Source organism: Streptomyces sp. NPDC002144 (genome assembly GCF_053593695.1).
Genome location: NZ_JBSFDB010000012.1, coordinates 76,012 through 99,745, shown reverse-complemented (window position 1 = coordinate 99,745; position 23,734 = coordinate 76,012). Strand labels below are relative to the sequence as shown.

The window sequence follows — 23,734 nt, the reverse complement described above, 5'->3', positions numbered from 1 at the left end:
GGGCTGCCGTTCAGCAGGGCAGTAGGGTCTCGGGATGACCGAACAGGCCGAAAGGCCCTTCCTCTACGTCGTCGTCTGTGCCGCCGGGATCGCCGCGGACGTGGGCAGGCTGATCACCGCCGCGCAGGAACGGGACTGGGAGGTCGGCGTCATCGCCACCCCGGTCGCCATGAACGGCTTCTTCGACACCGCGGCCGTCGAGGCGCGCACCGGCCGGCCCATACGCTCCGCCTGGCGCAACCCCGGCGACCCGCGCCCCTTTCCGCCCCCGGACGCGGTCGTGGTCGCGCCGGCCACCTTCAACACGGTCAACAAGTGGGCGGCCGGCCTCGCCGACACCCTCGCCGTGGCCACCCTCTGCGAGTCCTACGGCCTCGGCGTCCCGGTCGCCGTCCTCCCGTGCGTGGCCGACTCCCTGGCCGCCCATCCCGCCTACCGGGACAGCCTGATCCGGCTGCGCGCCATGGGCGTCCGGTTCGGCGAGCCGTACTCCGGCGAGGCGGGAGAGGACGGCGCACGACCGGAGTTCGGCTGGGAGACGGCGCTGGACCTGCTCGGGCGACGATGACGTTCAGCCCTCCGGCACGAGGACGTACGCTCCCCTCGGGTACCCCCATACCGAAGGCAGGAGCGGCAACGATGCAGTACGTGAAGCTCGGTTCGACGGGCCTGGACGTCTCGAGGATCTGTCTGGGCTGCATGACCTACGGCCTGCCCGACCGAGGCACGCACGAGTGGACGCTCGACGAGGAGGCGTCCCGGCCGTTGATCCGGCAGGCGCTCGACGCCGGGATCAACTTCTTCGACACGGCCAACGTCTACTCGGACGGCACCAGCGAGGAGATCGTCGGCAAGGCGCTGCGCGACTTCGCGAACCGCGACGAGATCGTGCTCGCCACGAAGGTGCACGGCCGGACCCGGCCCGGCCCCAACGGCGCCGGCCTGTCCCGCAAGGCGATCCTGAGCGAGCTCGACCACAGCCTCAGCCGGCTCGGCACCGACTACGTCGACCTGTACCAGATCCACCGCTTCGACCCGCACACCCCGGTCGAGGAGACCATGGAGACCCTGCACGACGTGGTCAAGGCGGGCAAGGTCCGCTACATCGGGGCCAGTTCGATGTTCGCCTGGCAGTTCTCCAAGATGCAGTACGTCGCCGAGCGGCACGGCTGGACGAAGTTCGTGTCCATGCAGAACCACTACAACCTCCTCTACCGCGAGGAGGAGCGCGAGATGCTGCCCCTCTGCGCCGACCAGGGCGTTGGCGTGCTGCCCTGGAGCCCGCTGGCCCGTGGCCGGCTCACCCGGGACTGGGGCACCGTCACCGAGCGCAGCGCGGGCGACAACTTCGGCAGCCGTCTGTACCCGGACAGCGACCGCACCGTCGTCGAGGCCGTGACCCGCATCGCGGACGACCGGGGCGTGCCGCGCGCCCAGGTCGCCCTGGCCTGGCTGCTGCACCAGGACACGGTGGCGGCCCCGATCGTCGGCGCCGCCAAGCCGCACCACATCGAGGACGCGGTGGCCGCGGTCGACCTCGAGCTCAGCGACAAGGAGATCGAGGAACTCCAGCAGCCCTACACCCCGCACCCGATCGTCGGGCACAGCTGACCGGTGCGGATCCGGCCCGTGGGATTCGCCTAGTGGGGCCCCTGAGGTGCGAACTCCGTGCCGCACGGGCCCGCCCCCTCGCTCTCGGCGAGCCGCACGGGCTCGCCGCTCATGGTGAGCGTGCGGTAGTAGACCCCGATGCGCTCGGCCGAGCGGCCCACGTAGTGGCCGATGAACGAGCGGCGGAACCGGTCGGCCGTGCGGTTGGGCTGGGAGCCGTGCACCAGGCTGCCGTTGAAGAACAGGACGTCCCCCGGCGCCATGTCGACCGGCACGGCCGCGAGACCCGGCGGCGGAGGGACGTACTCCCGGGCGAACGACACATCGCGGTCCGCCTCCTCCGGACAGAACAGGTCCATGAGGTGGGTGCCGGGTACCACCTCGAGACCGCCGTTGTCCCGGTCGATCACGTCACAGGCCACCCACGCCGCCACACAGGTGCCCGGCTCCACCCGCAGATAGAAGTTGTCCTGGTGCAGCGCCTGCCCCCGGGCCCCCGGCGGCTTGAAGTAGAACATGCTCTGCGCGGCCAGCACCTCCTCGCCCAGCAGGGCCTCAAGCACCGTCCGCAGCCGCGCGTCGAGCAGCACGCTCCGCGCGAGGTCGTCGATCTCGTGCGGGTGCATCACCCTCGGGTACGCGGCGAGCGGATCCTCCGACTCCCGCGGCTCGAAGTGTCCCGGCACCGGCCCGCCCGCGTGCAGCGCCGCGAACCGCTCACGCAGCCGCTCGATCTCGTCGTGTCCGAACAGCCCGCGCACCACCGTGAAGCCGTCCTGCGCGAACCGCCGCAGTCCGTCCTGGGTCAGGATCTCCGCGCCGGACGCGTCCTTGTCCGTGACTGTCATCAGTTCCCTCCTCGGTCGGGTTCCTCCCTCTGGTCACGTTAGGCTGCGGCCCTCACCAGGAGGATGCCCGTGAAGGCTGACCACTTGCCCGGGACTGCTGCGCCGCCGCCCGGTCTGGTCGTGATCGGCCACTACGACGAAGGCCCGGGCTACGCCATCAACCGGCCCCGTGGCGCGCGCAGCTGGCTGTTCACCTGGACGACCGGCGGAAGGGGCCGGCTGCGCCAGGGCGACGCGGAGGCGGGTGCCCGCGCCGGGGACCTGGTGGTGCTCGCCCCGGGCGTCGGGCACCAGTACGGCGTCGAACCGGGCGCCTCCGGCTGGCGGTTCTGGTGGGCCCACTGTCAGGCACGGCCCTCCTGGACGCCGTGGCTGCGCCCGTACGGCACCGGGGACGGGCTGTACGCCGTCACGCCGACCCCGGCCGCACTGCACGGCCGCGTCGAGGCGGCGTTCCGCCGGATGCTTGCCGACGCCCGTTGGACGGGAACCGAGGCGCCGCCCGCCGCCGCGCCGGACGACGACCGGGTCGCCGTGGCGCACGGCACCGCCGCCCGGGAACTCGCCCTGACGGCGCTGGAGGAGGTCGTCCTGCTCACGGCCGCCGGCGCGCGCCCGGCCCCGCCCGCCGCCGGTGTCGACACCCGGGTGCGCCGGGCCGAGGCGCTGATCGCCGCCGACCCGGCCGCCCCGCACACCGTCCGCTCGCTCGCCGCGAGCGTCTCCCTCTCGCCCTCCCGCTTCGCCCATCTGTTCACCGAGCAACTCGGCCAGTCCCCGATGCGCGCCCTGCGCGAGGCACGGCTGCGACACGCCGCGAGGCTGCTGGAGGGCAGCGACCTCCCCGTCGAGCGGGTGGCCGCGGTTTCGGGGTTCGTGAGCCCGTTCCACTTCAACCGTGTCTTCCGCGCCCGCTACGGGGTGCCGCCCGGCGCGTACCGGGCGAGCGGGTCAATGGTTGGGGAGTGAACCGGCGTACGCCGGCGCGACCGGCGGCGCGTATGGTGGGCGAGGTCCCTCAATGGTTTTCGTCCGGCGTCCCGGCGCGGCGGCGGGAAATTTCCTCCCGCGGATTGACGATTCGTCAAACTCCGGCGGCCCGCGCGCAATGCACAAAACCGCGAGATCCCTTGTTCCGGTTCGCTGACCTGTGAAAAAGTGTGCGTCGTCGGCGCACAGAAAATGCACGTTTTCACTGTGCGCGCGAGGCCACTCCCGTTCGTTCCCGAGCTCCAAAAGAGCTGTCCCCGGCGGACGTTCGAGATGCCGAACCCGTACGAGTGGACTCGTCGCCTTGCCGACGGGTCTCCATGCCAATTGGTATGGACTTTATGCGCATGCCCCGAGAGGAATGCAGCCGTGAAAGACGTCGGCCTGTCGAATTCCCCCACATCTGCCCGTCGGTTCGAGGTGACGGACGAGCAACTGAGTGCCGAACTCAAGAAGTGGACGGGAACGACGCCCGCGCTGCAGCCCGTCGGTGAGCTCCTCGACCGGCACTGGGAGGCCGGGTTCGCCTACGCGCGGCTGTGTACCGACGGCGCTCCCGCCGCGGGCATGCTGACCACCGCGGCGTTCACCCGCCTCTTCGGCGAGACCCTGCGGCAGAACGGCCCCACCTCCGCCTGGCGGCCCCAACTCCTCGTGACCGTGCGCCGGATCGCGGCCGAGTGGGACATCGACCACCGCCGTGAACACCTCCACCCCGAACTGCGCTCCGCGGCCGAGGGCGGCGACCGTGTCGTCGCCCATCTGCTGCCCTCGGCCGAACGGCGCCTGCTGTCCGGGGCGTTCCAGCGGCTGCCCCAGTCGCTCCGCTGCGTGCTGTGGCACGTGGAGGTGGAGGCCGAACCGCTGGAGATACCCGGCGGGCTGCTCGGTCTGGAGGTGGAGGACGCGCGCGTCGAGCTGGGGCGGGCCCGCGACCGGCTGCGCGAGGAGTGCCTGCAGGTCCACCGCGAACTCGCGCCCGAGCAGGAGTGCCGGCGCTACCTGCGGATGCTGGACGTCACCTACCGGCGCGGCGGCATCGACGTCGACCCCGACCTCGCCGAGCACCTCGCGCGCTGCACGCACTGCCGGCACACCGCGGACCAGCTGGCCCAGTTCAACCACGGCCTCGGCCTGGCGCTGGCCGAGGCGGTCCTGGGCTGGGGCGCCCAGGCCTATGTGCAGTCCCGGATCGCGGGCCCCCTGCGGGACGGCACCCCGCCGCCCGCCGAGGCCCGGCCGCCCAAGCCCCAGGGGATCGTGGGCGAGTCGTTCACCATGGCGGGCGAACCCTTCACGACGCCGGGCACGCCGTTCATGCGGACACGCGAGGCCGTCCCGGCGGCCGGCGCGCCCGCCGACACCGCGCCGGGCGCCCGTCCCGCCTCCCGCCGCTCGGCGCACAAGGCCGCACGGCGTGCCGCGGCCCGCCGCCGCAACCTCACCGCGGCCGTGCTGACCGTGAGCGGACTGGTGGTCCTCCCGGTGGTCCTGTGGTCCGTCCTCGGCTCCGGCGACGACTCCGCCCCCACCGCCGGGGGCCACGCCTCCCCGACCCCCGAGCCCGGCCGGAGCACCGCCGCCGACCACCCCTCCTGGATCAGCGCCGCCGAGGCCGCGCAGGGCGACGTCCAGGGCCGGCTGCACAACCTCGACTCGGGTCTGTGCATCGCCGTCGTCGGCAAGAAGGTCGTCCAGGGCGCCGAGACCGAACTGGCCACCTGCTCCTCGGCCACCGGCCAGCAGTGGGCGTACGAGACGGACGGCCGGCTGCGCAGTGTCGCCGACCCCGAGCTCTGCCTCGACTCCCACCTCGCCTACTCGGTGCAGCTCGCCCCGTGCACGGACGGCAACCCGAAGAACATCCGCTACGACTTCACCCTGCAGGGCACCGTCGTGCCGCGCTGGAACCAGAACCTGGCCCTGAGCCCCGCGGCCACCGACGGTTCGGGCGCGCTCGTGGTCAAGACCCGCGACGACACGGACGCCCAGCGCTGGGCGTTCGACACCTCCCGCGCCGACCTGCAGATGCAGGTCGTCAACTGGGACGCGGACACCAGGGCCGAGACGTCGCCTTCCGTCAAGAAGGCCGCCCCCAGGGCCTCGAGCACTCCGACCGCCACACCGACGCCGAGCGCGAAGCCGACCACCGCCCGGCCGACGCCGTCGAACCCGTACCCCTCGAACCCGTACTGCTCCTACAACCCCGCCTACTGCCAAGGCCCGGGCGGATACGGCGGCGGCCCGGGCGGCTACGGCTGGGGCGGATACGGCGGCGGCCGCCACTGACCGCCCGGCCCGGGCCCGCTCGGCCTCAGACCACCTGCAGCGACAGCCACAGCGCCGCAACGGCCGACGCCAGCGCGGCCGGCGTGGCGACGAGGCCGAGCCGGGTGAAGTGCCCGAGGTGCACGTCCTGCCCGTGCCCGTGCACGATGCGCCGCCACAGCAGCGTCGCCAGGGACCCGGCGTAGGTCAGGTTCGGGCCGATGTTCACCCCGAGCAGCACCGCCAGCACCGCGCCGGGTCCGGCCGCGGCGGACAGCGGCAGCAGGACCAGCACGGCCGGCAGATTGTTGATCAGGTTGGCGAGGACGGCGGCCAGCGCGGCGATCCCGAGCAGCGCGAGCAGCCCCGAACCGGTGGGCACCACATGGCCGAGCGCGTCGGCGAGCCCGTTGTCCACCACCGCCCGCACCACGACGCCGAGCGCCAGCACGAACGCCAGGAACGCGGGCGAGGCGGCCTTCACCACCGCCAGCGGGGTGGCGCGCCGCCGTACCAGCGCCCGGCCGGCCAGCACCAGCGCGCCCGCGGCGGCCACCCACGCCGGCTCGACGCCGAGCGTCGAGGCGACCACGAACCCGGCCAGCGTGCAGCCGACGGTGATCAGCGCGAACAGCGGCAGCTCGGGCGTCTCGCCGGGCTCGGGGGAGTGGGCGGCGGCGCTCAGGTCGTCATGGAAGAAGCGCCGGAAGACCAGGTACTCGACGCCGATCGCCACCACCCACGGCAGCACCATGAGCGCGGCGAACCGGGTGAAGCTCAGCCCGCTCGTCTCGAACGCCAGCAGGTTGGTCAGGTTGGACACCGGCAGCAGCAGCGAGGCGGTGTTCGACAGATGGGCGCACGCGTACAGGTGCGGCCTGGCCCGTACGCCCGCCCGGGCGGCCGTCGCGAACACCACCGGCGTCAGCAGCACCACCGTGGCGTCCAGGCTGAGCACCGCGGTGATCACCGATGCCAGCGCGAACACCGCGGTCAGCAGCCGCCCGGGCGACCCGGCCGCCCACCGCGCCATCCACGCCCCGCACGCCTGGAACAGCCCCTCGACGTCACAGAAGTGGGCCAGCACCAGCACCGCCGCCAGAAAGCCGACGACCGGGCCGAGCCGCGCCGCCTCCTGCCTGGCATGGTCCAGCGGGATCGCGCCGGTGGCGATCACGAGCCCCGCCGCCGGCACGGCCAGCACCGCCTCGGGCAGCCCCTTCGGGCGGACGACGGCGAAGCCGAGGACGGCGGCGAGCAGGACGACGGACAGGGCTTCGGCGAGCGGGGTGTTCAGGGCACGGTCCTTCAGGGCGGCGCGAGGCGGGAGGGCTCCATGAAATCAGGCCCCGGTAAGAGACCCGTCAGGACCCCGCTGCTCAGGGGCCCGTCCCGGGGGCGAACACCATCAGGCGTACGGAGGACGCGTTACCGGAGACCGGCACCGGACCGCCCGTCCACGTCACCTTCAACGGGTCCCGCTCGTCCGGCGGGGTCACCAGCAGCGCCGCCGGGGTGGCGGCGTGCGCGCCGCTGACGCCGGGGTTGGAGAACGTCATCCCGGCCCAGGCGCTCCTGCCGGGCGCCAGCGTCACCGTCGTGGGTGTCCCCGGCTCGCGCACCGGGTCCGGTCCGAGCTGCCTGCCCGACGCGTCGAGGAAGGCGGCACCGGGATAGCCGCGCACCGTGCAGGTGCGCGAGGACGTGTTGGTCAGCACGATCGGGAAGTTCTCCTGCCCGGCGCCGGGGTCGTTGCGCCCGACGCTCGCCCGCAGCTCGGAGGTGTGACAGCGGCTCTTGGAGGCGGCCGACGCGGGCTGCGAGGGTGACTTGCCCACGGAGAGAGTGGCCTTGCCGGCCGTGCTGCCGGGCGCGGAGGCCGAGGCGGTGACGGACGCGCTCGCCGAGCCGGTGGTGGCGCCGCCGGTGGCCGGCGCGGCCGTGCCGCTCAGCGTCTGCGGAGAGCTCGCGCCGCTGTCACCGCCACTGCCGCAGGCCGTCAGCGTGCCCAGCAGCAGGGCCGCGCCCGCCACCAGAGCCGCCCGGTGGACGGAGGGGGACTTGTTCGCCATGGTCCTCAACACTCCCGGAGTTTGCCCGCACACGCCACAGCGCGTGCGTACGGCGCTCTGTGCCCCGTCATACATGTCCGATGCGCGCCCGGACGAAAAAGTTCGCGCGTGTTCAGGGTGCGCCCTGCCGGCCCGTCACGCGCACGGAGGCCAGTACGCGGTCGGCGGCGGAGGCCTTGCCGTGGGTACGGATCTGGACGTACACCCGGGGCTGCCCGGCACCGTCCGCCGGTGCCAGCGCGGCCTCGGTCACCGTCCCCGGCCGGCCCGAGCAGTCGCTCCAGACGCGGACCCTGCCGCGCCACGCCGTGCCGGTGTAGGGGTGGCCGCCGTCGTAGTGGCAGCCGGGGTGGTCGAGGGCGTTGACCGCGGCCGTGAGGTCCCCGTGCTCGCTCAGGCCGACGAAGGCGCCGTTCACCGGGGCCGCGAGGTCCGGCCACCGCGCCAGGTCGTCCGCGACGGCGAACCCCGGTTCGTGCCCGCCGGGCAGGCCGAGCGCCCGCGGATCCCAGCCCGAGTCGCGCAGCTGGCGGTCCCAGGAGGCGGGGACCTCGGCGGTGACCCGTCCGCCGGTGTCGGCGACCCGCACGGCGGACGCCGGCGCGGACCGGTGGACGAGCATCGGAATCACCCCGACGGCCGCGGCCACCGCCACCACCCCGGTGACGGCGAGGGCCCGGCGGTGCCGCCGGGGCCGTCGACCCGTCGAGGTGAGCCCTTCCAGCTCCTCGGCGAAGGCCCGCGCGGTGGGCCAGCGCCGTTCCCGGTCCGGCTCCAGCGCCCGCATCAGGGCGCGCCGGACCGCCGGGTCCAGGTCCGGGCGCAGCCGGTCGGGCGGTACGACCCTGCCGGGCTCGCCCGGCACCGTGCCGGTGACCAGGTGGTAGCCGACCGCGCCCAGGCTGTACACGTCGGCCCGTTCGTCGATCCCCGCACCGGCCTCGGCCTGCTCCGGCGGACGGTAGCCGGCCGAGCCCGCGGCCAGGGTGAGTCCGGAGGCCTGCGCAAGGCTCTTGGCCAGCCCCAGGTCGGCGAGCAGCACCCGCGGACCGCTCCCGGACAGCAGTACGTTGGTCGGTTTGATGTCCCGGTGCACGATCCCCGCCTCGTGCAGCGCCGCCGCGCCCCGGGCGGCCAGCGCCGTCAGCCGCAGCGCCTCGGGGACCGGCAGCGGACCGTCGGCGACCAGGTCGGCGAGGGTGCCGCCGTCGGCGTACTCCATGACAAAGTACGGCCGCTCGTCGGGCAGTTCACCGATGTCGTAGACCTGCACCACCCGCTCGGAGCCGGCCCGGCGCAGCATGCGCGCCTCCTCCAGGAAGCGCTCGCGCACATCGAGGCGGTGAGCCCAGTTGTCGGCGAGGACCTTGACCGCGACGGGCGCTCGCAGCACGTCGTCGTGGGCGAGCCAGACCGTGCCGAACGCGCCCGTGCCCAGGCGTCGTTCGAGGCGGTAGCGCCCGATCCGCTCCACGGAGTGCATACGACTATCATGCCTGGACGTGGATCGATCCCGAGCCGAGCACCTGGTCGTGCCCACCGAGGAACTCGCCCGTCTGGCCGCCACGGGCGACCCGGCGGCACTGGAGGAACTGATCCAGGCGATCCGGCCCGAGATCCTCAGACGCTGCGGCCGCTTCCTGCCCTGCCGCGAGGACGCCGAGGAGGCTGCCCAGGACGTCCTGCTGCAGCTGTCCCGGAAGATCGGCACCTTCGAGGGACGCAGCCGCTTCAGCACCTGGCTGCACACGGTCGTCGCCAACTGCTGCCGCCAGAAGTACCGGGAGCTCAAGCGACGGGCCGCCGAGCAGCCGGCTCCCCTCGACGCCGACCGGTCCGTCGACCCCCGCACCACGAGCGTGATCGCCGGCTCCCGGATCGACCTGCTGGAGGCCCTGGAGCGGCTGGAGCGCGAACACCCGCAGCTGGTCGAGCCGTTGGTCTACCGGGACATCTGCCAGCTGGAGTACGCGGAGGCCGCGGAGCGCGCCGGGATTCCCCTCGGCACCTTCAAGTCCCGCCTGCACGAGGCGCGCCGCCGGGTCCGCCCCTGGCTGGCGGACCGGGCCTGAGCGCTCAGTCCTCGTCGAGCAGGCCGATCTCCGCCCAGATCGTCTTGCCCTCGCCGGTGTGCCGGCTGCCCCAGCGCTGGGTGAGCTGGGCGACCAGCAGCAGACCCCGGCCGCCCTCGTCCCACGTCTTGGCGCGGCGCAGGTGCGGGGCCGTGTGGCTGGTGTCGGACACCTCGCAGATCAGCGTGGACTCGTCGTGGATCAGCCGCAGCCGGATGGGGTGGGCGCCGTAGCGGATCGCGTTGGTGACCAGCTCGCTCACCACCAGCTCGGCGGTGAACGCCGCTTCCTGCAGCTCCCAGGTGTCCAGCTGCTCGACGACCTGCTTGCGGATGGGCGCCACCAGCGCCGGGTCGGCGGGGATGTGCCAGGTCGCCACCCGGGTGGCGGGCAGCCCCCGGGTACGGGCCAGCAGCAGGGCCACGTCGTCCGGCGCGCCGCCCGGGGGCAGCAGGGTGTGCAGGATCCGGTCGCACGTCTCGTCCAGCGAGTCCACGTGCCGGGACAGGGCGTGGCACAGCAGCCGGTGACTGGCGTCGACGTCCCGCTCGCGGATCTCGATCAGACCGTCGGTGAAGAACGACAGCACGCTGCCCTCGCGCAGCTCCAGCTCCGTGGACTCGAACGGCAGCCCGCCCAGGCCCAGCGGCGGTCCGGCCGGCAGCTCGACCTGCTGAGGCTCGCCGCCGGGCGGCAGCACGACCGGCGGGGGATGCCCGGCCCGGGCCAGCGTGCAGCGCCGTGACACCGGGTCGTAGACCGCGTACAGACAGGTCGCCCCGACCTCGCCGGTGCCGTCGCTGCCGGACTCCGCGGACAGCCGCACCACCAGGTCGTCCAGATGGGTGAGCAGCTCGTCCGGGGCCAGGTCGATGTCGGCGAGGGTGCGTACGGCGGTGCGCAGCCGTCCCATCGTGGCCGAGGCCTGGATGCCGTGGCCGACGACGTCCCCGACGACCATGGCGACGCGCATCCCCGACAGCGGGATCACGTCGAACCAGTCGCCGCCCACCCCCGCGCGCGCGGCGGGCAGATAGCGGGAGGCGGCGTCCACGGCGGCCGTGTGCGGAAGCGAGCGGGGCAGCAGGCTGCGCTGCAGGGCGAGGGCGGTCTCGCGCTCGCGGGAGAAACGGCGGGCGTTGTCGATGCAGACGGCGGCCCGGGTGGTGATCTCCTCGGCCAGCAGTACGTCGTCGGCCGTGAAGGGGTCCGGCCGCCGGAAGCGGGTGAGGACCGCGACGCCCAGGGTCAGCCCGCGGGCCCGCATCGGCACGGCCATCGTGGAGTGCACGCCGTACTCCCTGACCTGGTCGGCGCGCGCCTTGTGCCAGCTCAGCCACTGGGCGAGCTCGGAGACCGAGGCGACGATGGTGCGGCCCGCGACCAGTGAGTCTGCCTGGGGCGAGCCGGCGGGGTAGTGCTCCGTCTGCCCGGGCTTGAGAACGGCCTCGGGGGTCCCGGGGTTGAGCGAGGCGTGCGCGGCCCGGCGCAGGGCGATCGGCGCGCTGAGCCGGGGCGGGGGCTCTCCGCCGTGCTCCTGGAGGTCCAGCAGGTCGACGCTGACCAGGTCGGCCAGCGCGGGCACGAAGACGTCCGCCAGCTCCTGAGCCGTCCGGGTGACGTCGAGGGTGGTGCCGATGCGCACGCTGGCCTCGTTGACCAGGCGGAGGCGCTCGCGGGCGAGGTAGTGCTCGGTGAAGTCGTGGCCGGTCAGACAGACGCCGCGCACCTGTCCCGAGGCATCGGTGAGCGGTGCGAGCCGGGTGAGGAAGGCGGAGGAGTGGTCGAGACCGCTGGGGCGCAGGTACGTCTCGATGTCGCGCGGCTGTCCGGTCGCGAGCACCTCGCCCAGCAGGTCCTCGAGGTCCTGGTTCTCCTTGCGGACGCCGATGTCGGTGATCCGTAGCCCGGTCACCTTCTCGACGGGCAGATCGATCATCCCGACCATGCGCTCGTTGAGCCAGCGCAGGCGCAACTCCCCGTCGCAGACCAGCATCGGACAGGGGGACTGCGCCAGTGCCGCCGCGGTCAGCGCGCCGTCGGACGGACGGAGTTCCGCGCCGTCCGGCGGGACCACGACCTGCCAGCTGGCCGGGTTCCCCTCGGGCGGTCTGCGCAGCGCGAGCAGCCGGACGGACAGGGTGCGACCGTCCCGGTGGCGCAGGTCGATGCCGCCGCTCCAGCGGGGACCCGGGGGAGGGGCGAGTTCGTCCGCGTCGGCCAGAAGGGCGGCCGCCGGGCGGCCCAGGATCTCGGCGGCCTCGAACCCCAGCAGCCGTCGGGCTCCGGCGCCCCACCGGACCACGAGTCCCCGCTCATCGATGACGGCCCTCGCGGTCGAGGCATCGTCGAACGGATCCACCGGGCTCATCGTCGCCACCCATCGCGCCTACGCACAGTGAACAAGTGCGTCACCGGAGTCCCAGCGTAGTGCGAAGTGGTCCGCGGCGAACGAGGAACCCCCGAGTGTGGGCGTGCGGTCGGTCAAGGGGCAAAACCGGCCGCTGTCGCCCGCGCGGCAGAACGGCGCCCGCCGCACCCTTGACGGGCGCGCGTGGCAGCCCGTCAGAATCTGTTTGTTCACGATCAGTTGTGAGTACTTCTGGGCCCTGATGAGGGAGAGCCGCCATGACGGTCACTCGCAGATCGGTTCTGCTCGCCTCCACCGCCGCACCCGCGGCCGGTGTGCTCCTGGCCACCCCGGCGGCCCGCGCCGCCGCGGCGGCCGGGGGCGCGTCCGGCCGGCACACGGTCGCGCTGCGCGACGGCTGGCGCTTCGCGCTGGTCGATCCGGGCGGCATCACCGATCCGACCGGTGCCTACGAGAACGCCCCCGACCCCGGCTACGACGACTCGGCCTGGCGCGAGGTGGCCGTTCCGCACGACTGGAGCATCGAACAGACCCCCACCACCCAGTACGGCACCACCAGCGGTACCGGGTTCTTCCCCGGCGGCCTCGGCTGGTACCGGCTGGCCTTCACCCTGCCGCCCGCCTTCGCCGGCAAGCGGATCTCGGTGGAGTTCGACGGCGTCTACATGGACTCCCACGTCTACTGCAACGGCACCCAGGTCGGTCGCCACCCCTACGGCTACACCGGCTTCGCCCTCGATCTGACCGGTCTCGTGCACACCGACGGCAGCACCGGGAACGTGCTCGCGGTCAAGGTGCAGAACCAGCTGCCCAGCAGCCGCTGGTACTCCGGCAGCGGCATCTACCGCGAGGCCCGCCTGGTCATCACCGAGCCGGTGCACGTGGAGCGCTGGGGCACGTACGTCACCACGCCGGACATCAGCGGTGAGCGGGCCGTCGTCCGGGCCCGGACCTCGGTGGTCGACGAGTCCGGCGCCACGAGCCGGGTGGAGATCCGCTCGACGGTGAAGGACCCCTCCGGCCGTACGGTCGCCCGCGCGGCCACCACGGCCACCGTCGCCGACAAGGCCGCCGAGACACACGAACTCACCGTTCTGAAGCCGAAGTTGTGGGACTTCGCGACCCCGCACCACCGCTACACCCTGGAGACCGAACTACGCGTCGGCGGCAGGACCGTCGACACCTGCCGCACCACCTTCGGCATCCGCGAGTACCGCTTCGACCCCGACGAGGGCTTCTCCCTCAACGGCACCCACACCAAGATCAAGGGCGTCGACCTCCACCACGACCAGGGCGCCCTCGGCTCCGCGATCAGCATCGACGCGGTGCGCAGGCAGCTGACCATCATGAAGTCGATGGGCGTCAACGCCTTCCGCACCTCCCACAACCCGCCCTCGCCCCAGATCGTCCAGGTCTGCGAGGAACTGGGCATCGTGATGATGGTGGAGGCCTTCGATTGCTGGAGGACCGGCAAGACGAAGTACGACTACGGCCGCTTCTTCGACGAGTGGTGCGAGAAGGACGCCACCGAGATGGTCCTCGCACACCGCAACTCACCGGCCGTGGTGCTGTGGTCCATCGGCAACGAGATACCCGACTCCACCTCCAGCGCGGGGCTGGCGATGGCCGACCGGATCATCGGCGCCGTCAAGGCGGCCGACGACACGCGGCCGGTCGTCATCGGCTCCAACAAGTACCACTCCGTGCCCGCCGCCGGTTCGGCGGCCGACCTCATGCTCGCCAAGCTGGACGGCCTCGGACTCAACTACAACACCGCCAAGTCGGTGGACGCCCTGCACGCGAGGTATCCGAAGCTGTTCCTCTTCGAGTCGGAGTCCTCCTCGGAGACCTCCACGCGCGGCACCTACCAGGAGCCCGAGCACCTCAACACCGGCGAGAACCACACGCCGGGCAGGCGGGAGGTCTCCTCCTACGACAACAACCTCGCCTCCTGGACCATGAGCGGCGAGTACGGCCACAAGAAGGACCGGGACCGCAAGTGGTTCGCCGGGCAGTTCCTGTGGTCCGGCATCGACTACATCGGCGAGCCGACCCCGTACGACGTCTTCCCGGTGAAGGCGTCCTTCTTCGGAGCGGTCGACACGGCCGGCTTCCCGAAGGACATGTACCACCTCTTCCGCAGCCAGTGGGTCGACGAGCCGATGGTCCATCTGCTGCCGATGACCTGGAACCACGAGGAGGGTGACACGGTCGAGGTGTGGGCGTACTCCAACGTGGAGACCGTCGAGCTCTTCCTCAACGGGACGTCCCTCGGCACCAGGAGCTTCGACACCAAGACGACCACCGACGGCCGCACCTATCTGGAGACGACCGAGGCCACAGGCGACGACAAGACCGTCACCGGCGGCCCCTATCCGGGCAGTTACACCAGCCCGAACGGCAGCGCGGGCAAGCTCCACCTGACCTGGAAGGTGCCGTACGCGCCGGGCGAGCTGAAGGCGGTGGCGCGGCGGAACGGCAAGGCGGTGGCCACCGACGTGCTGCGCACGGCGGGCGACGCGCACGCGGTACGCCTCACCGCCGACCGCACGTCGCTCGCCGCGGACGGGCGTTCACTGGTGTTCGTGACCGCGGAGATCGTCGACGCGCGGGGCGTGGTGGTGCCCGACGCCGGGCATCTGCTCACCTTCGACGTGCAGGGCGGCTCGCTGGCCGGGCTCGACAACGGCCGCGAGGAGAGCGCCGAGCGCTACCAGGCCACCACCCGGACCGCCTTTCACGGCAAGGCCCTCGCGATCGTCCGCTCCGGGACCGGGCCCGGCTCCCTGAAGGTGACCGCGCGGGCGGCGGGTCTGCGGACCGGTACGGCGACCGTGCGCACCACGCCCGCCCGCTCGGTCGCGGCCACACCGGCCCCCGCGTTCGAGCCCGACCACCCGGCGGCCCCGAACTACCCGTACGCGGACGCCAGTTACTCCGGCCGCCCGGACACCCTCCCCGCGGCGATGCTCGACGGCGACCCCGCCACCGGCTGGTCCAACGCCTTCGCCAAGTCGGCCACCGCCCTGCTGCCCGCCTTCAACGGGGCCCGGACGCGGGACTGGGTCTCCGTCGACTTCGGACGCACCCGGAACCTCGGCCGGGTGGAGGTGTCCTTCACCGTCGACGCCACCCACAGCCTGCCCGCCTCCGTCGAGGTCGCCGCGTGGAACGGGCACACGTATGTGCCGGTGACCGGGGTGTCGACCGACTGGGCCACCGCCTCGGACGCGCCCACCGTCATCACCTTCGACGCGAGCGGCGGCTCCCGGCTGCGGCTGACGATGACCAGCGCGCACCCCGGTACCGCCGCGGGCGCGGTGCGCATCAGCAAGCTGGAGGTACCGGCCGGCTGACCCCGGGCAACGGTCCGGACGGGAAGTCGTGCCGTCCGGACCGTTGACGGAGTGTCATGGCGCGAACAAACATGAGCTGCGTCCGCATCTGGGAGCGCTCCCATTCTCGTTCCGGTGAGCGTCACCCGCCCCTCCACCCGAGGAGCCCAGACGTGAAACGACGCAGAACCGTCCTGTTGACCCTGGCCGCCCTGCTGGGCGCGACCCTCACCGCGCTGCCCGCCGGCCCGGCGGCGGCCGACGAGGTGGAGCAGCTGAAGAACGGCACCTTCGACACCACCACCGCCCCCTGGTGGACGACGAGCAACGTCACCGCGGGCCTGTCCGACGGACAGCTCTGCGCGGACGTCCCCGGCGGCACCGCCAACCGCTGGGACGCGGCCGTCGGCCAGAACGACGTCACCCTGGTGAAGGGGGAGTCGTACCGGTTCGCCTTCAAGGCCTCCGGTTCTCCCGAGGGGCACGTGGTGCGGGCGATCGTGGGGCTCCAGGTGTCGCCGTACGACACCTACTTCGAGATCAGCCCGCAGCTGACGGTCTCCGGGGACACCTACGCCTACACCTTCACCTCGCCCGTCGACACCACCCAGGCGCAGGTCGCCTTCCAGGCCGGCGGCAGCACGGACGCGTGGCGGATGTGCATGGACGACGTCTCCCTGCTGGGCGGGGTGCCGCCGGAGGTGTACCACCCCGACACAGGACCGCGGGTGCGCGTCAACCAGGTCGGCTATCTGCCCTCCGGCCCGAAGAACGCCACCCTCGTCACCGACGCCACCGCCAGGCTGCCCTGGCAGCTGAAGAACGCCGGCGGAACCACCGTGGCGCACGGCTGGAGCGTGCCGCGCGGGGTCGACGCCTCCTCCGGGCAGAACGTCCACTCCATCGACTTCGGCGCCTACCGCAAGCCGGGCAAGGGCTTCACGCTGGTGGCCGACGGGGAGACCAGCCGCCCGTTCGACATCGGCACCGGTGACTACGAGCAGCTGCGACTGGACTCGCTGAAGTACTACTACACCCAGCGCAGCGGCATCGCGATCCGTGACGACCTGCGCCCTGGCTACGGCAGGCCCGCCGGCCATGTCGACGTCCCGCCCAACCAGGGCGACGCGAAGGTCCCCTGTCAGCCCGGCGTCTGCGACTACACCCTCGACGTCACCGGCGGCTGGTACGACGCGGGCGACCACGGCAAGTACGTCGTCAACGGCGGCATCGCCACCTGGGAGCTGCTGAGCACGTACGAACGCGAACTGCTGGCCCGCACAGGCGAGTCGGGCAGGCTGCGCGACGGCACGCTCGCCATCCCGGAGAGCGGCAACAAGGTGCCGGACGTCCTCGACGAGGCGCGCTGGGAGCTGGAGTTCCTGCTGAAGATGCAGGTGCCGGACGGCCGGCCGCTGGCCGGGATGGCCCACCACAAGGTCCACGACGAGCAGTGGACGGGCCTGCCCCTGCTGCCCAGCGACGACCCGCAGAAGCGTGAGCTGCACCCGCCGTCCACCCAGGCCACCCTCAACCTGGCGGCGACCGCGGCCCAGGCGGCCCGTCTGTACCGGCCCTACGACCGCGCGTTCGCCGCGAAGGCCCTGACCGCCGCGCGCAAGGCGTGGGCCGCCGCTCTCGCCCATCCCGCGATGTACGCCTCCGCGAGCGACGGCACGGGAGGCGGTACCTACGACGACACCAACGCCACCGACGAGTTCTACTGGGCGGCGGCCGAGCTGTATCTCACCACGGGGGAGCAGCAGTTCGCCGACTACGTCCGCACCTCGCCCGTGCACACCGCCGACATCTTCGGCCCGCTCGGCTTCGACTGGGGCCGGACGGCGGCGGCGGGGCGGCTCGACCTGGCCACGGTGCCCAGCAAGCTGCCCGGCCGGGACAAGGTGCGCCAGTCCGTCGTGAAGGGCGCCGACCGCTATCTGGCGACGCTCACGTCCCAGCCGTACGGAATGCCCTACGCCCCCGACGACAACGTCTACGACTGGGGCTCCAGCCACCAGGTCCTCAACAACGCGGTCGTCCTGGCCACGGCGTACGACATCACCGGCGCCTCGAAGTACCGAGACGCGGCGACGCAGAGCATGGACTACGTCCTCGGCCGCAACGCCCTGAACATCTCGTACGTCACCGGCTACGGCGAGGTCGCCTCCCACAACCAGCACAGCCGTTGGTACGCCCACGAGCTCGACCCGAACCTGCCGAACCCGCCCAGGGGGACCCTCGCGGGCGGACCGAACTCCTCCATCCAGGACCCCTACGCACAGAGCAAACTCCAGGGCTGCGTCGGCCAGTTCTGCTACATCGACGACATCCAGTCCTGGTCGACCAACGAGACCGCGATCAACTGGAACGCGGCCCTGGCCCGCATGGCTTCCTTCGTCGCCGACCAGGGCTGACCGCCCCTGCACGCCGGCCCACTTGCGGAGCAGCGCCTCGCGCTCCTCGCGGCGCGGGGTGCCCTCCGCGGCGTGGTGCCGGCCCCAGGCGAGCAGTTCGCCGACGACCTCATGGCTGTCGGTGATCCGTTCCAGGAGGGTGCGGGAGAGCTCGTACTCGTCGGGCGTGTGGATGCCGCCGAGTCCCACGCCGGCGAGGCCGGACGCCGTGCTCCGGAGCGCACGGCCACGTCGGCGGCCTCGATCCGCCGCACCTCGGCCAGGAAAGGGCTCGGCGGTTGCGCCGCCGGTCCCGTTACTGCCGCTCGTGCTCGACGAGTTCGCGGGGCCGTTCGTGCGCGGTGAGGGTGTGCAGCTCGGCCTGGGTGAGGGGCTGATGGACCTCGACGTACTCGCCGTTCGGCATCCGCTTGATCACGCCGGTCTCCCGGCCGTGCAGCACCAGCTCCCTGTCGCGGAGCTGGAGGCCGAGGCAGACACGGCGGGTGACGACGAAGACGATCGCCGGGAGGACGAACACCGCGACGCGGACCGTCCAGGTGACCGTGTTGATGGAGAGATGGAGGCGGGTGGCGACGATGTCGTTGCCGCCGCCGGCCAGCAGGACCAGGTAGAGGCTGATCCAGGCCGCCCCGATCCCGGTACGGACGGGACGGTTGCGCGGGCGGTCCAGCAGGTGGTGCTCACGCCGGTCGCCGGTCACCCGCGCCTCCAGGAACGGGTACACCCCGATGAAGACGAGCAGGAGCGGGAAGACCACGACCGGGATCAGCACGCCCAGGACCAGCGTGTGACCCCACAGGGTGATCTCCCACCCCGGCATCACCCGGACCAGACCCTCCGCGAACCCCAGGTACCAGTCGGGCTGGGCACCTGTGGAGACCTGGTCGGGGCGGAAGGGGCCGTAGACCCAGACCGGGTTGATCGTCGCCACCGCCGCGACCAGCGTGAGGGCACCGAAGACCAGGAAGAAGAAGCCGCCCGCCTTGGCCAGGTACACCGGCATGAACGGAGTGCCGACGACATTGCGCTCGGTCCGCCCGGGCCCCGCGAACTGCGTGTGCTTGTGGTACACGACCAGGATGAGGTGGGCCACGACGAGCGCGGCCATGATGCCGGGGATGATCAGGATGTGCAGCGAGTAGAACCGCGCCACGATGTCGTGGCCCGGGAACTCGCCGCCGAACAGGAACATCGACAGATACGTCCCGACGATCGGCACCGACAGCAGCGCGCCGTTGACGAAGCGCAGCCCCGTCCCCGACAGCAGGTCGTCCGGCAGCGAGTAGCCGAACAGGCCCTCGAACAGGCCGAGGAACAGCAGGGCCCAGCCGAACAGCCAGTTGATCTCCCTGGGTTTGCGGAACGACCCGGTGAAGAAGTGCCTCATCATGTGCGTCAGCATCCCGGCGACGAAGACCAGCGCCGCCCAGTGGTGCAGCTGCCGGATCAGCAGCCCGCCGCGCACGTCGAAGCTGAGGCGCACCGTGGAGGCGTAGGCCTCCGACATCCGCACGCCGTTCAGCGGCAGGTAACCGCCGTGGTACGTCACCTCGTTCATCGAGGGATGGAAGAAGAAGGTCAGGAAGATCCCGGTCAGGACGAGGACGACGAAGCTGTACAGGCAGATCTCGCCCAGCAGGAAGGACCAGTGGTCCGGGAAGACCTTGCGCAGGTACTTGCGGCCCAGCGAGTGGATGGCGAGACGGCCGTCGAGCCAGTCGGCGACGCGCTCGCCCTTGCCGGGGGTCTCGGTGGCGCTCACTCCGCCTCCTCGTCCTTGTGCACGTGCGTGAGCTTGTCGGGGTTGGTCACGATGTAGACGTCGCTGACCCGGTCGCCGTCGGGCGTGAGGTCCATGACCATCACCGCGTACGGGGAGTCGCCCTGGAACAGCACGGCGGCGTCGTCGCCGTTGACCCGGCGGTAGCGCAGGTCGAGGTCCGTGGGCCCGCGTCCCCGGGTGGCGAAGGAGTTGATCAGCCGGACCGCCTTGTCCCGGCCGTGCACCGGCTTCAGGCCCGCCGGCCTGCGCCTGCCGCCGCCGTCCGTCCACACCGTGACATCGGGCGCGAGGATCTCCATCAGCTCCGCGATGTCCCCGCCGAGCGCCGCCCGCACGAACCGCTCGGTCGCCTCCCGCCGCACCCGTGGATGCGCCCGGTACAGCGGCCGGCGGGCGTGCACATGCCCCCGGGCGCGGTGCGCGAGCTGGCGTACGGCGGCCGGGGTGCGGTCGATGATCTCCGCGATCTCGGTGTGGGCGTACCCGAAGACCTCGTTCAGGACGAACACCGCGCGTTCCAGTGGCGTCAGCGACTCCAGGACGACCAGCATCGCCAGTGACACGGACTCGGTGCGCAGGGCCGGGTCCTCGGCGCCGTCGCCGTCGGCGACCAGGGGCTCGGGCAGCCAGGGGCCGATGTAGGTCTCACGGCGGCGGGTGATCACGGCGCGGCGCTGAAGGGCGTGGTTGACGGCGATGCGGACCAGGTAGGCGCGCGGGTTGTCGATGCCGTCGGTGCCCCGGCCGGTCCAGGACAGCCAGGTCTCCTGCAGCACGTCCTCGGTGTCGGCGACGCTGCCCAGCATGTTGTAGACCAGGCCGAACAGCAGCTCGCGATGGCCGATGAACACATCGGTCGCCTCATCGACAGAACTCTCGGACATACGTGGACCTCCCCGTCGGTGCGCTCACTACTTCGACCCGAACCGGGGGCCCGAATGTGACATCGGACCGGAGGTGTGTGACGCACGTCTCAGCGACGTCACACTCGCCGGCCGGTCCGCCCTCTTGAACGCGAGTCCCGCACGGGAGACCGATTCGACAGGAGGGACCCGATGAGCATCGACTTCACCGCCATGTACGCCTCGCACGACGCCTTCCGGCGCGATCTGGAGCGCCTCGCGCAGGCGGTCGCCGAGGGCCGGGCGCACACGCCGGGTGTCCGGGCCGGCTGGGCGAACTTCACCCGGCAGCTGCACATCCACCACACCGCCGAGGACGCCGAGCTGTGGCCCCGGGTACGGGAACGCCTCACCGGGCGCCCCCGCGACCTCGCCCTCCTCGACGACATGGAGGCCGAGCACGCCCGTATCGACCCCCTGCTCGCGTCGGTCGACACGGCGCTGACCGACCGGGCACCCGAACTGCCCGACCTGGTAAGGGCGTTGACGGCCACTCTGGACGACCATCTGGGGCACGAGGAGGACAGCGCGCTGCCGCTGATGCAGGACGTCCTCACCGCTGCGGACTGGGGCGCCTTCACCGGACGGATGCGCGAGACCCAAGGGCTGCGCGGTGCCTCGGTGTTCGTGCCGTGGATCGTCGACGGCGCCGGGCCGGCGGACCGCGAGCGTTTCTTCGGCTCCCTCCCGGCGCCGGTGCGCGTCCTCAACCGGCTGTTCTGGGAGGGGAGTTATCGCCGCAAGGGGCTGTGGGCGGGCGTCCAGGAGGCGTTCTAGGACGCGTCGCGGAAGACGATGCCCAGTGCGTGCCTGCGGCCGGAGCGCACGGTGCTCACCCCGTGCCGCATCGCCCCGGCCGACCAGCCCCGCCGGGTGCGCACCGGACGGTCCCGGGTGGTGAAGACGAGCCCGTGGCCCTGTTCCAGCGCGGTCGCGGTGCCCCGGGACTGGGCCCGGGGCCGCTGCTCGACCATGAGGAACTCGCCCCCGGTGTAGTCGGCGCCGTACACGTCGAGGCCGACGACCACCTGGAGCGGGAAGACCAGCTCGCCGAAGACGTCCCGGTGCAGCGCGTTCCAGTCGCCCGCTCCGTACCGCAGCAGGATCTGCGCCGACCGGTCCTGTCCGGCCGCATGGCACCGCTCCAGCCACTCCTCCAAGGAGTCCGGCCAGGGCGCCGGGCGGCCGAGCCGGGCCGCCCAGTCCCGGGCGACGGGCAGCAGCCGGGAATACAGGGCAGCACGCAGCGCGGCCACCGGGGCCGGAAGGTCATGGGTGAAGTACCGGTACTCGCCGGAGCCGAACCGGTGGCGCTCCATGTCGACGGTGGTCCGGAACAGCTCCGGCTTGTCGTACAGAGCGGCGAGGTCACGGCACTCGGCCGGTGTGAGCAGCGGCCCGGTGGGCGCGCTGCCGTGCACGTCGAGCTCGGCGGCGAGGGCCGTCCAGTCGGTGTCGCCTGCCCGTTTGCGGGCCTGGGCCCTGGTGAGCGTCACGTCGTCTCCCTCCGTCACACCAGCATCGGCTGCAGCGCGCCCTCATGGGTGAGCAGCCGCACCTTGCGCTCGACTCCGCCCGCGTAGCCGCGCATCGAGCCGTCGGCGCCGATCACGCGGTGGCAGGGGCGGACGATCAGCAGGGGATTGGCCCCGATCGCCGCGCCCACGGCCCGGATCTCGTGTCGCGGCACCTCCAGGTGCCCGGCGAGTTCCCCGTAGGTGGTCGTGGTGCCGTACGGGATGTCGTCCAGGGCCCGCCACACCCGCTGCTGGAATCCGGTGCCGGCGGGGGCGAGGTCGAGGTCGAAGCGGGTGAGCCGGCCAGCGAAGTAGTCGTAGAGCTGCCGGGCCGCCTCGGCGAGGGCCGCGTCGTCGCGCCGCCAGTCCGCGCCGACGGCCGGCGCGCCCCGCTGACCCGGCAGGGACAGCGAGGTGAGGGTCGTCTCCCGCCCTGCCAGCAGCAGTTCGCCCAGGGGGCTGTCGATGGTCGTGTACGTGTTCATGGCTCAAGTCTGCTGCGCGGCACCGGTCACGACCGGCGGGAATCGGACGTGGTCCTCACTCTCGGAGCACCTCTCGAGGTACCGTCACACGGGCACTGTGAGCAGGGAGTATTTACGCGTGAGTACCTCGGCGGTACCGTGAGGGCATGCCAGCCCTGAATGTGGAGTTCAGTGATCGTGAACTCGAGGATCTGCGGCAGATCGCCAAGGAACGCGGCACGTCGATGAAGGCGCTCGTGCGCGAGGCGGCGGCGGCCGACATAGCCCGGCACCGGGCCCTGCAGGAAGGGGCGGAGGCGTTCCGCCGCTTCTTCGCCTCCCACGCCGACGAGTTCGCGGCCGCGTTCCCCGAGGACGAACCGTCCGCCACGGGCGAGGGGCGGGTCGCCTGACCGATGGCATCCGTCATCCACATCGACGTGCCCTGGCTGCTCCAGCGGCATGAAGAGGTCCTGCCCGACCAGCCGACCGTCAACGACTTCTCCGCGCTGGTCGCCGCCGTGGCCCGGCACCGCGTGGACCCGCCCCGCCTCGGCGTGGACTCCGACCCGGCCTGGCGGGCGGCCGCCCTGCTGCACACCCTCGCGCTGCTCAAGCCGCTGCCCTCGGCCAACGCCCGCTTCGCCTGCTCGACCGCCGTGGCGTACATGTTCGTCAGCGGCGTCGGCATCGACCCGCCCTACGGCGCCCTCGTCGATCTCGCCCGCGATCTGATCGACGGCAAGACCGATGTCTACGGCGCGGCGGACCGGCTGCGCTCCTGGCAGATCTGAGGACCCCGGCCGCACGGCCCTGTCACCCCCCGGGGCCGCCGGCCCAGGGCGGGAGGAACAAGGCCGGCGGCCCGTGCTGCGCAGGAGAGCCGCCGTCCTGCGCGGGGCCTTTCGAGAAGGTCCGCCACCAGTGCACCACGGGGGCGCGCACGCCGGGAGCGTGCGCGGTGCTCCGGCGCGTGCGCCTGTTTCACACGGGGCGCATGGAATGAGGAAAGCCGGGGCGGGGAACGCGAGTTGCGAGCGTATCTGAAGTCCCTTCAAAGATGCGGATGTTGCTCAAGTGC

Annotated in this window: 19 protein-coding genes; 10 read left to right on the top strand and 9 right to left on the bottom strand. The window is 72.2% G+C overall.

Translation table 11 applies throughout. The features are described 5' to 3' along the window. Nucleotides 1–34 precede the first annotated feature (34 nt). Both ACWCQ1_RS19800 and ACWCQ1_RS19795 read left to right on the top strand, forming a co-directional pair. Nucleotides 35–568, top strand: a complete 534-nt coding sequence (locus tag ACWCQ1_RS19800; protein WP_133043623.1) for a flavoprotein — start codon at nt 35–37, stop codon at nt 566–568. A 71-nt stretch (nt 569–639) separates the two neighbouring features. Then, the gene (locus tag ACWCQ1_RS19795) at nt 640–1,611 is read left to right on the top strand and encodes an aldo/keto reductase (RefSeq protein ID WP_133043624.1); all 972 of its coding nucleotides are present in this window, start codon (nt 640–642) and stop codon (nt 1,609–1,611) included. A gap of 29 nt (nt 1,612–1,640) precedes the next feature. Here the strand turns inward: ACWCQ1_RS19795 and ACWCQ1_RS19790 are convergent, their stop codons facing one another. Continuing rightward, complete coding sequence (locus ACWCQ1_RS19790; protein ID WP_451027007.1) at nt 1,641–2,459, bottom strand: phytanoyl-CoA dioxygenase family protein; 819 nt, start codon at nt 2,457–2,459, stop codon at nt 1,641–1,643. 63 nt (nt 2,460–2,522) lie between these two features. Here ACWCQ1_RS19790 and ACWCQ1_RS19785 point away from each other — a divergent pair, with 63 nt between their 5' ends. Further along, nucleotides 2,523–3,428 (top strand): helix-turn-helix domain-containing protein, encoded by a 906-nt coding sequence (locus ACWCQ1_RS19785; protein WP_451027006.1) that lies wholly within the window; start codon nt 2,523–2,525, stop codon nt 3,426–3,428. A 390-nt stretch (nt 3,429–3,818) separates the two neighbouring features. Further along, nucleotides 3,819–5,738: a ricin-type beta-trefoil lectin domain protein gene (locus ACWCQ1_RS19780; RefSeq protein WP_358599219.1), complete on the top strand. Its 1,920-nt coding sequence runs from the start codon at nt 3,819–3,821 to the stop codon at nt 5,736–5,738. A 25-nt stretch (nt 5,739–5,763) separates the two neighbouring features. Here ACWCQ1_RS19780 and ACWCQ1_RS19775 read toward each other — a convergent pair whose 3' ends face one another. The 3 genes from ACWCQ1_RS19775 to ACWCQ1_RS19765 form a co-directional block, all read right to left on the bottom strand. Further along, nucleotides 5,764–7,014, bottom strand: a complete 1,251-nt coding sequence (locus ACWCQ1_RS19775; RefSeq protein WP_451027065.1) for an SLC13 family permease — start codon at nt 7,012–7,014, stop codon at nt 5,764–5,766. Nucleotides 7,015–7,096: 82 nt separating this feature from the next. Next, nucleotides 7,097–7,789, bottom strand: a complete 693-nt coding sequence (locus ACWCQ1_RS19770; protein ID WP_358599222.1) for a DUF4232 domain-containing protein — start codon at nt 7,787–7,789, stop codon at nt 7,097–7,099. 112 nt (nt 7,790–7,901) lie between these two features. Then, a complete protein-coding gene (locus tag ACWCQ1_RS19765; protein WP_358599225.1) occupies nt 7,902–9,272 on the bottom strand; it encodes a serine/threonine-protein kinase in 1,371 nt (456 codons plus the stop codon). A gap of 19 nt (nt 9,273–9,291) precedes the next feature. Here ACWCQ1_RS19765 and ACWCQ1_RS19760 point away from each other — a divergent pair, with 19 nt between their 5' ends. Beyond that, nucleotides 9,292–9,861 carry an RNA polymerase sigma factor gene (locus tag ACWCQ1_RS19760; protein ID WP_358599228.1) on the top strand — a complete coding sequence of 190 codons (570 nt, stop codon included), beginning with the start codon at nt 9,292–9,294 and terminating at the stop codon, nt 9,859–9,861. Nucleotides 9,862–9,865: 4 nt separating this feature from the next. Here the strand turns inward: ACWCQ1_RS19760 and ACWCQ1_RS19755 are convergent, their stop codons facing one another. Further along, nucleotides 9,866–12,232: a SpoIIE family protein phosphatase gene (locus ACWCQ1_RS19755; RefSeq protein ID WP_358599231.1), complete on the bottom strand. Its 2,367-nt coding sequence runs from the start codon at nt 12,230–12,232 to the stop codon at nt 9,866–9,868. Nucleotides 12,233–12,489: 257 nt separating this feature from the next. Between ACWCQ1_RS19755 and ACWCQ1_RS19750 the strand changes: the two genes are divergently transcribed. After that, nucleotides 12,490–15,588: a glycoside hydrolase family 2 TIM barrel-domain containing protein gene (locus tag ACWCQ1_RS19750; protein WP_451027005.1), complete on the top strand. Its 3,099-nt coding sequence runs from the start codon at nt 12,490–12,492 to the stop codon at nt 15,586–15,588. 152 nt (nt 15,589–15,740) lie between these two features. Further along, nucleotides 15,741–17,984, top strand: a complete 2,244-nt coding sequence (locus ACWCQ1_RS19745; RefSeq protein WP_358599237.1) for a glycoside hydrolase family 9 protein — start codon at nt 15,741–15,743, stop codon at nt 17,982–17,984. Nucleotides 17,985–18,279: 295 nt separating this feature from the next. On the opposite strand, the gene qcrB is transcribed toward ACWCQ1_RS19745, so the two are convergent. Both qcrB and sigJ read right to left on the bottom strand, forming a co-directional pair. Further along, a complete protein-coding gene (gene qcrB, locus ACWCQ1_RS19740) occupies nt 18,280–19,749 on the bottom strand; it encodes a cytochrome bc1 complex cytochrome b subunit (protein ID WP_358599240.1) in 1,470 nt (489 codons plus the stop codon). Next, entirely contained in the window at nt 19,746–20,654 is a 909-nt protein-coding gene (gene sigJ, locus ACWCQ1_RS19735; RefSeq protein ID WP_133043636.1) for an RNA polymerase sigma factor SigJ, read from the bottom strand. The genes qcrB and sigJ overlap by 4 nt, the downstream gene beginning before the upstream one ends. Before the next feature lie 171 nt (nt 20,655–20,825). On the opposite strand from sigJ, the gene ACWCQ1_RS19730 reads away from it, so the two are divergent. Further along, nucleotides 20,826–21,449 (top strand): hemerythrin domain-containing protein, encoded by a 624-nt coding sequence (locus tag ACWCQ1_RS19730; RefSeq protein ID WP_451027004.1) that lies wholly within the window; start codon nt 20,826–20,828, stop codon nt 21,447–21,449. Here ACWCQ1_RS19730 and ACWCQ1_RS19725 read toward each other — a convergent pair. Then, complete coding sequence (locus tag ACWCQ1_RS19725) at nt 21,446–22,168, bottom strand: 2OG-Fe(II) oxygenase (RefSeq protein WP_451027003.1); 723 nt, start codon at nt 22,166–22,168, stop codon at nt 21,446–21,448. The two genes, ACWCQ1_RS19730 and ACWCQ1_RS19725, sit on opposite strands and share 4 nt — an antisense overlap. 14 nt (nt 22,169–22,182) lie before the next feature. Further along, the gene (locus ACWCQ1_RS19720; RefSeq protein ID WP_451027002.1) at nt 22,183–22,674 is read right to left on the bottom strand and encodes a methylated-DNA--[protein]-cysteine S-methyltransferase; all 492 of its coding nucleotides are present in this window, start codon (nt 22,672–22,674) and stop codon (nt 22,183–22,185) included. Between the two features lie 146 nt (nt 22,675–22,820). On the opposite strand from ACWCQ1_RS19720, the gene ACWCQ1_RS19715 reads away from it, so the two are divergent. Further along, nucleotides 22,821–23,066 (top strand): hypothetical protein, encoded by a 246-nt coding sequence (locus ACWCQ1_RS19715; RefSeq protein WP_133043640.1) that lies wholly within the window; start codon nt 22,821–22,823, stop codon nt 23,064–23,066. Between the two features lie 3 nt (nt 23,067–23,069). Then, nucleotides 23,070–23,447, top strand: a complete 378-nt coding sequence (locus ACWCQ1_RS19710; protein WP_133043641.1) for a toxin Doc — start codon at nt 23,070–23,072, stop codon at nt 23,445–23,447. Nucleotides 23,448–23,734 lie beyond the last annotated feature (287 nt).